The organism is Neoroseomonas terrae, assembly GCF_018129025.1.
Lineage (GTDB): Bacteria > Pseudomonadota > Alphaproteobacteria > Acetobacterales > Acetobacteraceae > Neoroseomonas > Neoroseomonas terrae.
The window spans coordinates 1-14,334 of the sequence record NZ_JAAEDI010000037.1 but is presented as its reverse complement, the minus strand read 5'-3'; the positions used below and the strand labels follow the sequence as shown (position 1 = coordinate 14,334).

Genomic DNA, 14,334 nt, shown 5'->3' with positions numbered 1-14,334 from the left:
GGCGGGCGTGCCACGCCTTCGTGATCAGGGAACACCAGATGACCGAGACACTGCCGACGTTCGATGATGTGCGCGCCGCCGCCGAGCGGCTCGCCGGGCGCGTCATCCGCACGCCGCTGCTGCGTCACCGCGTGCTCGACGAGCTGGCGGGCGCCACCGTGCTGGTGAAGCCGGAACCATTGCAGCGGACCGGGTCCTTCAAGCTGCGCGGCGCCACCAATGCCGCGCTGCTGCTGTCCCCCGAGGAACGCCGCGGCGGCATCGTCACGCATTCCTCGGGCAATCACGGGCAGGCCTGCGCGGCGGCCGCCCACATGCTCGGCATGCGCGCGACCATCGCCATGCCTGCCGACGCGCCTTCCATCAAGGTCGACGCGACACGCCGCTGGGGCGCGGAGATCATTCCCTTCGACCGCCACAACACCGATCGCGACGCGCTGGCCGCATCCCTGGCGGCGGAACGCGGCGCCACGCTCATTCCGCCCTTCGACCACCCGCACGTCATCGCCGGCCAGGGCACCGTCGCGGTCGAGCTGATCGAGGACGCAGCCGCCCTTGGCCTGGCGCTCGACACCTTCGCCGTCTGCACCGGCGGCGGCGGGCTGACCGCCGGCTGCGTCCTGGCGCTCGAGGCGCTGGCACCGAACGCCGAGGCCTTCGCCGTGGAGCCCGAAGGCTGGGACGACACCTGCCGCTCACTGCAGGCCGGACGCCGCCTGGCGGTCGAGCAGCCGGGCAGCGGGTTGTGCGACGCGCTGCTGTCGAAGCAGCCGGGCGCGCTGACCTTCCCGATCAACCATCGCCACCTCGCGGGCGGTGTCGTGGTCACGGAGGCGGAAGTCTTCAGGGCCATGCGCTTCGCCTTCGAGCACCTCAAGGTCGTCGTCGAGCCCGGCGGCTCGGTTGCCCTCGCCGCCGTGCTGGCCGGCAAGGTCAAGGCGAAGGGTGGCGTGATCGGCGTGGTGATCAGCGGCGGCAACGCCGACCCCGCCGTGTTCTCCCGCGCGCTCGCAGCCTGATGCGCCTGCGGTTGCGGCAGCGGCCGACGCTGCTGGCCGCGACCGGCGTGCTGGTCGCGGTCGCCGGCGGCGCTGCACTCTTGCCCGGCGTGGGCCTGCGCACCGCGATCCTGGCGGGATGGTGCGCCGGGGCGGCGACCCATGCGGCGCTGCTCCTGTGGCATCTCGTCGCCACGCCGCCCGACCGGCTGCGGCACCACGCGGCGCAGATCGAGGACAGCCGCTGGAGCATCATCGGCCTCACCCTGGCGGCTTCCGTCGCCGCCCTTGCCGCCGTCGTCATCGAGATCGGCGGGGGCACGCGGGGCACGCATTCGATGACGCTCGGCGTCGCCACGATCGCGGTGTCCTGGGCCTATCTGCACGTGCTATTCGCCGTTCACTACGCCCACGCCTATTGGCTCGCCGGCGGCGGCATTGCGTTTCCGGGCGGCAGCAAGCGGCCGGACTGGGCGGAGTTCCTCTACCTCGCCGTCACCGTCGGCATGACGGCACAGGTTTCCGACGTGACCACCGCATCCCCCGCGATGCGGCGACTGGTGCTGGCGCATGGGCTTGCCTCCTTCCTGTTCAACGCGGCGATCGTCGGCCTGGCGGTGAACCTGCTGGCGGGCAGCGCCGCCGGCTGAAGGCTTGTGCTGCACCCGGTTCGGCGCTTCCCTGGCGAAACAATCATAATCGTCAGGGAAACGCCGCCATGAACCGCCGGACGCTGCTCGCCCTTCCAATGCTCGCTCTGCCCGCCGTCGCGCGGGCGCAATCGGTTTCCGACCGTCCCGTCGTCCTCGTCAGCGGCTTCGCGCCAGGCGGGTCGACCGACATCACGGCGCGGCTGCTCGCCGACCGCATGCAGGGCTTCCTCGGCCCGAACGGGCGCGTGGTGGTGGAAAACCGGCCGGGCGCGTCGGGCACCGTCGCCGCGGAATGGCTGCGCCGGCAGCCGGCCGACGGCACCATCCTGATGCTGAACGAGGCGTCGTCCCACGCGCTCATCCCACATGCGATGCAGGGCGGGACGCGGTACGACCCGATGGCCGACTTCACCCATGTCGCGGTCGTCGCCAACGGACCGCTGATCCTGGTCGCCAAGCCGAACTTCCCCGCAGCGAACGCGGCCGAGGCGGTGCAGAAGCTGCGCGCCGGGCCGCAGGACGACCTGCCCTACGCGTCCTCCGGCGTCGGTTCCATCCCGCATTTTGCGGCGGAATCGGTGGCGGTTTCGCTCGGTCTCGGCGGCAAGTTCGCGCATGTGCCGTATCGCTCGGGCGGGCTGATGGTCGAAAGCATCGCCCGTGGGGAGACTGCCTGGGGCGTGGCGGTGCTGGCCTCCGCCGCCGCTCAGGTACGCGACGAACGCGTGCGCGGCATCGCCATCACCGGGCTTGAGCGGTTCCCCGCCTTCCCGAACATCCCGACGTTGGCGGAATCGGGCATGCCGGGCTTCGACATCGGCAACTGGTTCGCCGTGGTCGGCCCGCCGCGCATTCCCGCGCCGGTCACCGAGGCGCTGAACCGCGCCATCAACAGCGCCCTGCGCGACCCGCAGCTCAACGAGCGGTTCCTGGTCGCCGGGATCACGCCCTGGTCGCGGCCGAACTCGCCTGCCGATACGCGGGCGTTCTTCCAGGCCGAGCTGGACAAGTTCAAGGGCGTCGTCGAACGCACCGGGGTACGGATGGAATCGTGAGCGCCTCGCCGGATGCAGACGTCATCGTGGTCGGCGGCGGCTCCGCCGGCTGCATCCTTGCCGCGCGGCTGTCGGAGGACCCCGGCTGCCGCGTGTTGCTTTTGGAAGCGGGTCCGCCCGACCGCGACATCTGGATCAGCCTGCCGGCCGGCTACGCGAAGCTCTACGGCAGCGGAAAGTACGATTGGCGCTACGAAACCGAGCCCGAGCCGCATCTGAACGACCGCCGCATGCATTGGCCGCGCGGTCGCGTGCTCGGCGGGTCGGGCAGCGTGAACGGGCTCGTCTTCCTGCGCGGCTCCCCGCATGACTACGACCGCTGGGCGCAGGCCGGCGCCACGGGCTGGTCCTACACCGATGTCGAGCCCGTTTTCCGCCGGATCGAACACTGGGACGGTCCACCCGACCCCGCGCGCGGCAAGGACGGTGCGATCCATGTCCGCGAACCGCGCCGCCTGGCGCCGGCGGCGGCTGCCTTCGTCGAGGCCTGCGTCGCCGCCGGCCTGCCGCGCAACCGCGACTGGAACGACGGCACCGCCATCGACGGCGCCGGCCCCGTTCAGCTCAACGTCAATGGCGGCAGGCGCTCCTCCACCGCGAAGGAGTACCTCCGCCCCGCGATGAAGCGCGGCAACCTGCGCGTCGAGACGGGCGTACTGGCCACGCGCATCTTGGTCGAGGACGGTCGCGCCACGGCCGTGGAAGCCCGGCAGAACGGCCAGCCCGTGATCTTCCGTGCGGCGCGCGAGATCGTCTGCTCCGCCGGTGCGATCGAGACGCCGAAGTTGCTGATGCTGTCCGGCATCGGCGACGGCGCGGCGCTGCAGGCGCTCGGCCTCCCGGTCGTGCTTCACAGCCCGGGCGTGGGGAAGAACCTGCAGGACCACCTGATCGCGAAGTGCATCTATCGCAGCAAGCCTTGCGGTACGCTGAACGAAATCCTCCTCTCTCCATTTCGCAAGGCGCGCATGGGCCTCGACTACCTGCTCTCGCGCGCCGGCCCCCTCGCCATCGGCGCCGGGGAGGCGAACGCCTTCGCCCGTGTCACGCCGGGCGCCGAGGAAGCCGAGATCCAGTTCCTCTTCGTGAACTTCTCGACCTTCAGCTACGAGGCCGGGCTGCACGACTTTCCCGGATTCATGTTCAACTACGGCGTCTGCCGCCCCGACAGCCGCGGGGAAGTCTTCCTGAAGTCCCCCGACGCGACGCAGAAGCCCGGCATCCGCGCTAACTACCTCGACCACCCCAACGACGTTCGCATCATGCTCGGGGCCGCGCGGCTCGGCCGGAAGGTCGCCGCGCAGGCGCCGCTCGCCGCGCTGATCGAGGAAGAACTGCGCCCCGGCCCGGACGCGACGACCGACGAGGCGATCCTCGAGAGCATCCGCGCCACCGCCGGCACCGTCTTCCACCCCTGCGGCACGGCGAAGATGGGCACGGATGCGATGGCGGTGCTGGACCCGCAGCTCCGCCTGCGCGGCATCGACGGACTGCGCGTGGCCGATGCCTCGGCCTTCCCCCTGATCCCATCCCCGAACATCCAGCCCGCGGTGATGCTCGTCGCCGAACGCGCCGCCGCCTTCATGCGCCAGGCCGCCATGGCCTGAGCGGAGCAGCCCGCGCCACGACGGGCCAACCAGGGAGCAAACGATGTTCATCCAGCGCCGCAGCCTGCTCGCCGCAGCCGCCATCCCGGGCATGTCGCATGCCCAGGCCCCCTGGCCGGCCAACCCGGTCCGCTTCATCACGCCCTTTGCGCCCGGGGGCGGCGTTGACACGCTCGTGCGCCTGTATTGCAGCAAGCTCGCCGACGTCACCGGCCAGTCCTTCGTGGTGGAGAACCGCGCCGGTGCCGGCGGCAACATCGGGACGCTGGCGATCGCCCGCTCCCCGGCGGATGGCACGGTGATCGGCCTCGGTTCCGTCTCCTCCCTCGCCATCTCCCCCGTGCTGCGGCCGGATATCGCTTTCGACGTGGAACGCGACTTCACCTACATCGCCGGGCTGTGGCAGTTGCCGAACCTGCTGATCGTCAACAACGACGTCCCGGCACACACTGTGCCGGAGCTGATCGACCTGATCCGCCGCAACCCCGGCCAATACAGCTTCGCCAGCCCAGGGTCCGGTACGACCGTCCATCTCTCGGGCGAGATGTTCAAGCAGATGGCCGGGCTCGACATGCTGCACGTCCCCTATCGCGGGGGCGCGGCCGCGCAGCTCGACGTGCAGGCGGGCCGCGTGCACATGATCTTCGACAACATCCCGCAGAGCCTCGCCTCCGCCCGCACCGGCAAGGTCCGCGCACTCGCCGTGACGAGCCGCGAACGCAGCCCCCACGCGCCCGAGATCCCGGCCATGTCGGAGTCCCTGCCGGGCTTCGACATCACCTCCTGGGGCAGCGTGGTGGGCCCCGCCGGCCTCGCGACGCCGATCGTCGAGCGGCTGTCCGCGCTGACACGGGCCGTACTGGCCAGCCCGGACTTCATCGCACGCCTCGCCGACAACGGCGCCACCGCCTGGCCGATGTCGAGCGAGGAGCTGATCGCCTTCCGTCGCGCCAGCGAGGCGAAGCTGGCACCGGTGATCCGGGCGTCAGGGGCTAGGATCGAGTGACGGATACGATGTATCGGAGAGGGGCTTTGCCCCTCCCCGAACCCCTCCCCACCAAAGGCCGAAGGGCCTTTGGAAACCTTAATCTGGTGCCGGGCGCCGCGGTTTGGCGACAAGGACGTGACGCGTGGCGCGCGACGGCGGCGCATGGGTGCCGGCGCTGGGGAAGCTGCGCGCGACACGTACTGCGGCGCACCTCAGCGACCGGCAGGCCCGGACGTCGCGGCACCGGGTTGCTCCCGCGTCCAGCCGCGCCCCGCGCATGATCCAAGGCCGAGCCGCCGTCGCTGCCATCGGCGCGGCGGTTTTCGTCATCGGCACGACGACTACGCTGCCCATGCCCCTTTTCACGACCTATGCGGCGCGCGACGGCGGCGGGGCGGGCGGGCTGGCCCTCGCCTTCATCGCCTATGCGACGACGCTGATCGTCACCGCCCCGCTGCTCGGCGGCCTGTCGGACCGCATCGGCCGCCGGCCCTGCGTCCTCGCTGCGCTGGTGTTCGCCGGGCTCGCGACGGTCGCGCTCGCGCTCGCGCCGGGGCTCGCCTCGCTCGCCGTGGCGCGCGTCCTGCAGGGGCTCGCGATCGGCCTTATCGCCGGCGGCGCCACCGCTTGGGCGGCGGATCTCGCCGGCGGGCCGGAGGCTGGGCGGCAGGCTGCCCGCGTCATGGCGCTTGCCACCGCCGGCTCCTTCGGCTTCGGCGGGCTGGCGACGCTCGGCGCGCTGTGGCTGCTGGGGGATGCGGAACCGCCGATCACCTTTTGGCTGCACATCGCTGCCGTCGCGCTGCTGGTGCCGATCGTCGCGCGCCTGCCCGACCGCCGACCGACCGGGCTCGTCGCCTGGCTGCGCCTGCCGGCCTTCCCGCGTGGCACCGTCGCATCATCCTTCGGCATGTTCGCCGCCTGGGGCGTGACGGGGGTGGCGCTGACCTCGGTGCCCTCCACGCTGGCAGCGGCGGGGTATCCGCGGCTCGGCCCGCTCGCGCTCTGCTTCATGATCCTGGTCGGCACCGCCGCTCAGCAGGTGATGGGGCGCCTGCCTGCACAACGGCTATCCCTCATCGGCCTGCCGGTGCTGTTGCTCGGGGCGGCACTCGTCATTCTCGGCACGCTGCATATCTCCCTGCCGCTGTTGTTGGCGGGCGGGGCGCTCGTCGGCAGCGCGGCATACGGTTTCCTGTTCATCGGCGCGCTCGCCGCCGCATCCGAAGCCGCGGCGGGGGAGGACCGGGCGCGTGCCGCCGCGGGCGTGTTCCTCGTCGCCCATGCCGGCTTCTGCATCCCGCCGCTGCTGACCGGCCTCGCCGTGGATGCGTTCGGTGCATCGGCCGCGTTCGGCGGCTTCTGGGCAGCGATGGCCGTGCTCTGCGCCGCTCTCGCCGCCGTGCTGTTGCGCCGGCCACGATAGCGCGCGCAGCATCGCCCCATGGAACGCGTCGTCGTCTTCGATATCGAGACCGTGCCGGATCTCGCCGCCGGCCGGGCTCTGCTGGGCGAGGAGGCGGAAGGCCTCGCCGATGCCTCGCTGCGGGTCACGCTCGGCGCCCGCTACGCGCGGGACGGTCAGGACCCGGCGACGGCCTTCCTCAAGCCGCCGCTGCACGCCATCGCCTGCCTCGCCCTGCTGGTCGCCGAGCGCGACGGCGCCGAGGAGCCCTGGCGCGTCCGCCGCATGGCCAGCCGCCACACCGGCGAGACGCCGGAGGCCGAGATCCTCGCCTTGTTCGAGCGCACCCTGGCGCAGCGCCCCGCGCCGATGCTCGCGGGCTTCAACACGTCGGGATTCGACCTGCCCATACTACGCTACCGCGCCATCGCCACTGGCGTGGCGATGCCCTCGCTCAACGGCGGCAACGGGCGCGACTACGGCTATCGCTATGGCCGAGACCACCTGGACCTCGCCGACCGGCTCTCGGGCTTCCGCGCGTCCCCGATGCCCTCCCTCGCCGAGGCCTGCGCGCTGCTCGGCCTGACCGCCAAGGCCGGGATGAACGGCGCCGAGGTGGAACCCGCCATGGCTGCCGGGCGCGGCGATGAGGTGGCGGCGTATTGCGAGACGGATGTCGCGGCGACGTGGCTGCTGCTTCTCCGCTACTGGCAGGCGACGGGCGCGCTGCCGGCCGATGCGGCGCGCCATTCCTTCAGCGCCTTCGCGGCGTTCCTCGAAGAACAGCGCGCGGAGCCGCATCTGGCCGATCATGCGGAAGCGGCGCTGCGGCTGACAGCGCCGTAGACGCCCGGCTCTGGCCGGTCACCGCTCGCACCTGATGAACACCGTCGACGGGTGCGCCTGTTCGCCGATCTCCGCCGCGTTGCGATCGGCGTTCGGGCTGTCGCGCATCACCGGCGTCACACCGTTGCGCCGCAGGAAGTCGACCGCTTCCGTGCCCTTCACCGCGAAGTTCACGTTCTGCGGGATGTCGCCGGTGCGCTGCGCGATGCGTGCCGCGTTCAGCTTGGACACGATCACGCCGATGACGTTGCCCTGCCGGTCGAGCAGCGGTCCGCCGGAATTGCCCTGTTGCACCGGTGCGCTGATCTGGAACTGCGTCTGATTGTCGCCAAGACCCGACAGCGCGCTGACCTCTCCGGTCGTCAGGGTGGGGCCGGAGGACAGGAGCCCGGCAAGCGGAAAGCCGTAGGTCACGACGCTCTCGCCGCGTCGCACCGGATTGGCGCGGAAGGCCAGCACCGGCCCCGCATTGCCGGACACGCGCAGCAGCGCCAGATCGCGGCGCGGGTCGCTGACCGGCCGTTCGGTGACCGGCAGGGCGCGGCTGTCGGCGGTGCGAACGAAGATCCTGGAACAGGCCTCGATGACGTGGTGGTTCGTCATCACCCGCCCATCCGCCACCACGAAGCCGGTGCCGGAGGAAACGCGCGCCTGCGGGTTGGGCCGCGCGCCGGGCGGCGTCGCAGGTCCGGCGGGGCCCGGCGTGCCCTCGGGCGGCGGCTTGCTGTCCGGCAGGCTGCCCGGCACGACACGGGGCGCGAGGCCGAGCGGCAGCGTCATCTCCACCGTGCGCTGGGCGCAGATGTTGGTGTTGCGGCGCACGACCTCCTGCCCGTCCCCGAGCACCAGGCGCAGGTCGAAACTGCAGCCCGCGCCTTCCGAGGGCCGCAGCGAGAACTGCGCGCCGGGCCGCAGGGGTCCGCGGTTCAGCAGGTTGCCGCCCCAATCCGGCCGGCCGCTGCGCACGGCGTGCAGTGCCGTCGCGAGTTCGGTGGTGCGGTTGACGATGCGGAAGGGCTCGCCCTGCGCCAGCGCCGCCGGCGCGGCCAGCACCAGCGCCGCGAGGGCGGGCAGGAGGAACGTCATCGGCTTCATGGCGGCGGCGGCTTCATGGGTGGCGTCGGCTGTATTGTTGCACGGATGGCGGCAGCAAGGTCGCCGTCGTCATTCGCCTTCGCCGGCCGGCGGCGGGAGGCGGTCGCCACCACCGACCTGCGGCGGCGCGGGGCTTGAAGGCGCGGCTGTCCTGGCGCCTTCGCCCACCACCACAACGCGCGTTGCGCACACATCTGCATCCCGCCGGATCACGTCCTGGCCGTCCTCCAGCGTCAGGCGGACATCGAAACGACAGCCGGCGCCTTCGGGCGGCCGCATGGACAGCGCGGCGCCGGGGGCGAGCGGCCCGCGCGGCAACAGGTTGCGGCCCCAGCCCTCCCCCCCGCTGCGGACCAGGTAGAGCGCGGTGGCCCGCAGCGGCGCACCATTGGCGATACGGAACGGCTCGTTCTGCGCATGGGCCGGCGCGGAAAGAATGAACAGGGCGAGGAAGAAAGGTCCGTGGCGAATCATGTGGCGAGCCGTGTCCTACACTGCCGGCGATCTTTCAATCGGACCACGCTTGACCTTCCCATAATGGCAATGCCCACCTTGCCTGTCGTGAGGTGAATACCATGCCAGAGGCACCACTGACGTCATCGCGTGCTCTCCTTCCCGTGGAAGGCATGACCTGCGCCGCCTGTGCGGGGCGGGTGAAGCGTGCGCTGCTCGCCGTGCCTGGCGTCAGCGGGGCCGAGGTGAACCCCGCTTCCGGCCAGGCGGAGGTGACCGGCACGGCGGCGGCGGATGCCCTCGCCGCGGCGGTCACCAAGGCTGGCTACCACGTGCCGGAGGCGGTCATCGACCTGTCGATCGGCGGCATGACCTGCGCATCCTGCGTCGGCCGGGTGGAGCGCGCGCTCGCCCGGGTGCCGGGGGTTCTGGAGGTATCGGTGAACCTCGCGACCGAACGCGCCCATCTGCGCGTCGTGGCGGGGACCGAGCAGGCAGCACTCGCCGCCGCCGTTACCAGTGCCGGCTACCGGCTGTTGGGCGCCGACGCCGCAACCATCGAGGACCCTGGCGCGCGGCGGGAGTCACGTGACCTGCTGCTCGCCGGCCTGCTGACCGCGCCGTTCCTTGTCGGCATGCTCGGCATGGCGGTCGGACGGGACTGGATGCCCGGCGCCTGGTGGCAGCTCGCCCTGGCAACGCCGGTCACCTTCGGCCTCGGGGCGCGCTTCTGGCGGGCCGGCTGGGCGGCGCTGCGCGACGGCAGCGGCAACATGGACCAGCTCGTCGCACTCGGCACCGGCGCCGCCTGGGCGCTGTCGTTCTACCTGCTGCTGCGGCACGGTGCCGAACACGCGGTGCATGGCCTGTACTTCGAGGCCGCCGCCGTCGTCGTCTTCTTCATCCTGCTCGGCAAGTGGCTGGAAGCGCGGGCGAAGCGCGCGACCGGCGCGGCGATCCGCGCGCTCCTCGACCTCGCACCCCGCATGGCCCGGCGGATCGAGGACGGCCAGGAGGTCGAGCTGCCCGCCGCCGCGCTCACGGTCGGCGACCTTGTCGCGGTGCGGCCGGGCGAGCGGATCCCCGCCGACGGCACGGTGCGCGAGGGCCGTGCCGGCGTCGACGAAAGCGCGCTGACCGGGGAAAGCCGACCGGTCGAGAAGGAAGCCGGCTCGACGGTTGCGACCGGAACGGTTGCGCTGGACGGGCGGCTGGTGATCGAGGTCCGCGCGGTGGGCGGGGAGACGGTCCTCGCCCGCGTCGCGGCGCTGGTCGCGGCGGCGCAGGCCTCGCGCGCGCCGGTGCAGAAGCTGGTGGACCGCGTCAGCGGCATCTTCGTGCCGGTGGTGCTGGGGATCGCCGCCGTGACGCTGATGGGCTGGCTGCTGGCCGGCGCGGACATGGAGGCCGCGGTGATCACAGCCGTGTCCGTGCTCGTCATCGCCTGCCCCTGCGCGCTCGGCCTCGCGACGCCGGCGGCGATCATGGCCGGCACAGGGGCCGCCGCGCGCGCCGGCATCCTGGTGCGCGACGTGGAAGCGATCGAACGTGCTCGGGAGATCACGTTCGTCGCTTTCGACAAGACCGGCACGCTGACCGAGGGGCGGCCGCGACTTGCCGCGTTGCACGCGGCGCCGGGCGTGACCGATGCGCTGCGCCTTGCGGCGGCACTGCAGGCGGGCAGCGAGCATCCGCTCGCCCGCGCCGTGCTGGCGGCCAGCGGACCGGCAACGCCGGCCGCCGCATTCCGTGCCCTGCCGGGCCGGGGTGTCGAGGGTGAGGTGGATGGTCGTCACGTGGCGCTTGGCAGCCCGCGCCTGCTGGCGGAACGCGGGGCCGAAGCCGGTCCGCTTGCGGATGCCGCGAGGACGGAAGCCGCGCAGGGCCGCAGCCTGGCCTGGCTGATCGAGGGCGACCGCGCGCTCGCCCTGCTGGCCTTCGAGGATACGGAAAAGCCCGGTGCCGCCGCGGCCATTGCCGGGCTGCGCGCCATGGGCGTGCGCGCGGCGATGCTGTCCGGCGACATTCCCGAAGCGGCGGAGGCCGCGGCGCAGCGCCTCGGCCTCGACGAAGTCGTCGCGGGCGTACTGCCGGAAGGCAAGGCCGCGCGCGTCGCGGAATGGCAGCAGCAGGGGCACCACGTCGCCATGGTCGGTGACGGGGTGAACGACGCGCCGGCGCTGGCGCAGGCGGATCTCGGCATCGCCATGGGCACCGGCACGGATGTCGCGATCGCCGCCGCCGGCATCACCCTGCTGCGCGGGGAGCCGGCACTGGTGCCGGCAGCGCTCGACATCGCGCGGCGGACGCGGGCACGCATCCGGCACAACCTGATCTGGGCCTTCGGCTACAACGTGGTGGGGCTGCCGCTCGCGGCATTCGGGATGCTCTCCCCGGTCGTGGCGGGGGCGGCGATGGCGGCTTCCTCGGTCAGCGTGCTGGCCGGTGCGCTGCTGCTCGCACGCTGGCGACCGCAGGAGGATGTGCGTTGAACATCGGGGAAGCCGCCGCACGCTCCGGCGTCTCGGCCAAGATGATCCGTCACTACGAGGCGATCGGCCTGCTCGCCGCCGCGCGCAGCGCCAACGGCTATCGTGTCTATGCGGCGCGCGACGTCGCCGTGCTGCGCTTCATCCGCCACGCGCGCGACCTGGGGTTTCCGCTGGAGGACGTGCGCAAGCTGCTGGCGCTGTGGAAGGATCGCGGACGGGCCAGCGCCGAGGTGAAGCGGCTGGCCCTGGCGCATGTCGCAGCGCTGGAGACCAAGGCAGACTCGCTGCGCAGCATGGCGGGCAGCCTGCGGCACCTCGCCGCCCACTGCCAGGGCGACGACCGGCCGGACTGCCCGATCCTCGATGACCTCGCGCGCAAGGAGTAGAACGATGACGACGACCGCGCGCCGGACCGTGACACTGACGGTCGAGGGGATGAGTTGCGGGCATTGCGTGACGGCGGTGACCGCGGCCATCCACGCCCGCGACCCGGGCGCGACCGTGACGGTGGACCTCGGCGGCGGCACCGTGGCGGCTGAAACCACCCTGCCGCACGACGCCGTCAAGGCTGCGGTCGAGAACGAGGGCTACGCTGTCATAGCATAGCTCACAGGGCCGTTGATCTGGATCAATCCCGGCATCCACCGCCACTGCAATGATGGTGCATGCCTAATGCACCAGGATCCAGGCAGTGCGCGCGAGGGCTGGCGTGATCGCCACCGGCCCCCTGCTCGCGGCGGCCAGCCCCGAGGCCCGGGCCGCGTTGATGGCGCAGACGACGATGCTCGCCGTGCCGCGCGGTGGGATCATTCTGCGGCAGGACACGCCGGCCGACCGGCTGCTCATCCTGCTCCAGGGCTCGGTGGGCCTCAGCACCGCCGAGCAGGAGGGCGCCGCGACCCTCGTCGAGATCGCCGCCGCCGGCGACGCGCTGTCGATTGTCGCGGCGCTGCTGAACATGCCGCATGCGGTGACCGGCACGGCCCTCGCCCCCTGCCGCCTCCTGGCGATCCCGGCCATAGCGTTCCGCCTCGCCGCCGCCGAGGACGCCGGCCTGATGCGCGCGGCGATGGAACAGATGGCCCGCCAGGCCCGCCTGCTGATGGACCAGGTGGTGAACCTGAAGACGCGCGACGCGACTCAGCGTGCCGCGCGCTTCCTGCTGCACCGGCTGCCTGCGCAATGCAGCACAGTCGACATCCCAGAGCCGCGCGTCGCCATCGCCGCCTGGCTCGGCATGACCCCCGAGAGCCTGTCCCGCGCGCTGCACGGGCTGGAGGCGACGGGGCTGCTGCGCCTGAAGGGCCGCCGCGTGGACGTGCCGGATCGCGCAGCGCTCCACCGCGTCAGCCTCCCCCGCCCGGGGGCTTCGCAGGCCGCACGGCGCGTGTAGCCTGCCGGGGCAACACCCGGAGGAAACGCAGCATGGCCCGTGTGCCAGACATGACCGTCGCCGACCTGAAGGAGGAGGACCGCGACCTCCTCAAGCGGAACATCGCGCTGCACCGCGCCCTGACCAACAGTCCGAACGCGGCACGGGCCTTCTCCGGTCTCGGCCAGTTCATCCGGTTCAAGTCGGCGCTCGACCCGCGGCTGCGCGAACTCGCCATCCTGCAGGTCGGCTGGCTGGCGCGCTCGGCCTATGAATGGTCGCACCACGTCAAGATCGGCTACGATTTCGGCGTCAGCGACGACGACATCGGCGCGCTGATCGCCGAGAGCGCGGGCCAGGAGACGATGCTCGACCCCCTGGCGAAGCTGGTGCTGCGCGCCGCGCGCGAAGCCTATGTCGGTCCGGGCGTGAGCGAGACCACCTTCGAGGCGCTGCGCGAGCATTTCGACAATGAACGCCTGGTCGACCTGGTGCTGGTGATCGGTTTCTACTGCGCGGTGGTGCGGGTGCTGTCGTCGCTCGATATCCAGGTGGAGCCGGAATACCAGCCGTATCTGGATAAGTACCCGCTGCCGGCCTGAGGCCGGAGCAGGGTTGCGCGGTATGCCTCGGGCGGCGTTGCGGATGCTCCTGGAATGGCCTGACGACCGAAACGTTTCGTCCGCCTCGCATACGGCGCTCGGACTGTAGAATTCCAAGGTAACAGCCTTCGCCGACCTGGAGCGGGCCTCCTTCGGCGCGGGCGTCACCATCGACCGGAGACACCCATCCGCATGCCCCGTTCGCTCGGCATCCTGCTCGAATCCGGTGGCCATCCCCGCGGCCACTACGCGCTGGTCGCCGCGGCCGGCGCCGCCGCGCTGGGCCGCTCGGTCACCCTCTTTGCCACGAACCAGGGCTGCCTGCTCCTCGCCGACCCCTGCCCGCTGACCCGCGACCCGCGCGAGGCGACCCTCGCCGCCAACGGCGTCGCCGGCATCGCCGCACTGCTGGATGCCTGCGCCGAGCTCGGGGTGCGGCGCATCGCCTGCGAGGCCGGGCTGCGGGCCGAGTCCCTCGCGGACCTCCCGCTCGCGTCCGGCGTCGAGATCGCCGGCATCGCCACCTTCCTCGAGGCGGTGGGGGACGGCCAGATGATCACACTATAGCGCGCCGCGCTTGACCCGATGACGGCGCGGGGTGGACAGAGGGGACCATGACGGCCTTTCTCCGCCCCGGATTCGTTGCGCTCCTGGTGTTGGGTGCTGTTCCCGCCGCTGCACAATCCTCGCTCGGCGGGGCAGGCAGCCTGCCGCCGCCGCAGCGCCCGGGCAGCGCGCCTGCGCCTGCGCCTGCCACCCCGGCCCCTG

At 72.0% G+C, this 14,334-nt stretch carries 15 protein-coding genes; 13 read left to right on the top strand and 2 right to left on the bottom strand.

Annotated features, from left to right (window positions below; all coding sequences use genetic code 11):
* The first annotated feature begins 38 nt into the window (after positions 1–38).
* The 7 genes from GXW78_RS25090 (at position 39) to GXW78_RS25060 (ending at position 7,552) form a co-directional block, all read left to right on the top strand.
* Positions 39–1,019: a threonine ammonia-lyase gene (locus GXW78_RS25090; protein WP_211871657.1), complete on the top strand. Its 981-nt coding sequence runs from the start codon at positions 39–41 to the stop codon at positions 1,017–1,019.
* Positions 1,019–1,648: a DUF1345 domain-containing protein gene (locus tag GXW78_RS25085; protein ID WP_211871656.1), complete on the top strand. Its 630-nt coding sequence runs from the start codon at positions 1,019–1,021 to the stop codon at positions 1,646–1,648. Before GXW78_RS25090 ends, GXW78_RS25085 begins: the two co-directional genes overlap by 1 nt.
* 68 nt (positions 1,649–1,716) lie before the next feature.
* Complete coding sequence (locus GXW78_RS25080) at positions 1,717–2,706, top strand: Bug family tripartite tricarboxylate transporter substrate binding protein (protein WP_211871655.1); 990 nt, start codon at positions 1,717–1,719, stop codon at positions 2,704–2,706.
* The gene (locus tag GXW78_RS25075; protein ID WP_211871654.1) at positions 2,703–4,313 is read left to right on the top strand and encodes a GMC family oxidoreductase; all 1,611 of its coding nucleotides are present in this window, start codon (positions 2,703–2,705) and stop codon (positions 4,311–4,313) included. The genes GXW78_RS25080 and GXW78_RS25075 overlap by 4 nt, the downstream gene beginning before the upstream one ends.
* 43 nt (positions 4,314–4,356) lie before the next feature.
* Positions 4,357–5,319, top strand: coding sequence for a Bug family tripartite tricarboxylate transporter substrate binding protein (locus GXW78_RS25070; protein ID WP_211871653.1), 963 nt, complete (start codon positions 4,357–4,359; stop codon positions 5,317–5,319).
* Positions 5,320–5,578: 259 nt separating this feature from the next.
* Positions 5,579–6,727 (top strand): MFS transporter, encoded by a 1,149-nt coding sequence (locus tag GXW78_RS25065; protein WP_272876906.1) that lies wholly within the window; start codon positions 5,579–5,581, stop codon positions 6,725–6,727.
* 18 nt (positions 6,728–6,745) lie between these two features.
* Positions 6,746–7,552: a 3'-5' exonuclease gene (locus GXW78_RS25060; RefSeq protein WP_211871651.1), complete on the top strand. Its 807-nt coding sequence runs from the start codon at positions 6,746–6,748 to the stop codon at positions 7,550–7,552.
* Between the two features lie 18 nt (positions 7,553–7,570).
* Here GXW78_RS25060 and GXW78_RS25055 read toward each other — a convergent pair whose 3' ends face one another.
* Positions 7,571–8,647, bottom strand: coding sequence for a S1C family serine protease (locus tag GXW78_RS25055; RefSeq protein WP_211871650.1), 1,077 nt, complete (start codon positions 8,645–8,647; stop codon positions 7,571–7,573).
* A gap of 69 nt (positions 8,648–8,716) precedes the next feature.
* Positions 8,717–9,121 carry a hypothetical protein gene (locus tag GXW78_RS25050; RefSeq protein ID WP_211871649.1) on the bottom strand — a complete coding sequence of 135 codons (405 nt, stop codon included), beginning with the start codon at positions 9,119–9,121 and terminating at the stop codon, positions 8,717–8,719.
* Between the two features lie 152 nt (positions 9,122–9,273).
* Between GXW78_RS25050 and GXW78_RS25045 the strand changes: the two genes are divergently transcribed.
* The 6 genes from GXW78_RS25045 to GXW78_RS25020 all read left to right on the top strand — a co-directional run bounded on the left by GXW78_RS25045 (position 9,274) and on the right by GXW78_RS25020 (position 14,133).
* Entirely contained in the window at positions 9,274–11,592 is a 2,319-nt protein-coding gene (locus GXW78_RS25045) for a heavy metal translocating P-type ATPase (protein ID WP_272876907.1), read from the top strand.
* The gene (gene cueR, locus GXW78_RS25040) at positions 11,589–11,978 is read left to right on the top strand and encodes a Cu(I)-responsive transcriptional regulator (protein WP_211871647.1); all 390 of its coding nucleotides are present in this window, start codon (positions 11,589–11,591) and stop codon (positions 11,976–11,978) included. The genes GXW78_RS25045 and cueR overlap by 4 nt, the downstream gene beginning before the upstream one ends.
* Before the next feature lie 4 nt (positions 11,979–11,982).
* Positions 11,983–12,198, top strand: a complete 216-nt coding sequence (locus GXW78_RS25035) for a cation transporter (protein WP_211871646.1) — start codon at positions 11,983–11,985, stop codon at positions 12,196–12,198.
* 85 nt (positions 12,199–12,283) lie between these two features.
* Positions 12,284–12,985: a Crp/Fnr family transcriptional regulator gene (locus GXW78_RS25030; protein ID WP_211871645.1), complete on the top strand. Its 702-nt coding sequence runs from the start codon at positions 12,284–12,286 to the stop codon at positions 12,983–12,985.
* 32 nt (positions 12,986–13,017) lie between these two features.
* On the top strand, positions 13,018–13,566 hold the full coding sequence (locus tag GXW78_RS25025) for a carboxymuconolactone decarboxylase family protein (RefSeq protein WP_211871644.1): 549 nt from the start codon (positions 13,018–13,020) through the stop codon (positions 13,564–13,566).
* Between the two features lie 192 nt (positions 13,567–13,758).
* Entirely contained in the window at positions 13,759–14,133 is a 375-nt protein-coding gene (locus GXW78_RS25020) for a DsrE family protein (RefSeq protein ID WP_211871643.1), read from the top strand.
* Positions 14,134–14,334 lie beyond the last annotated feature (201 nt).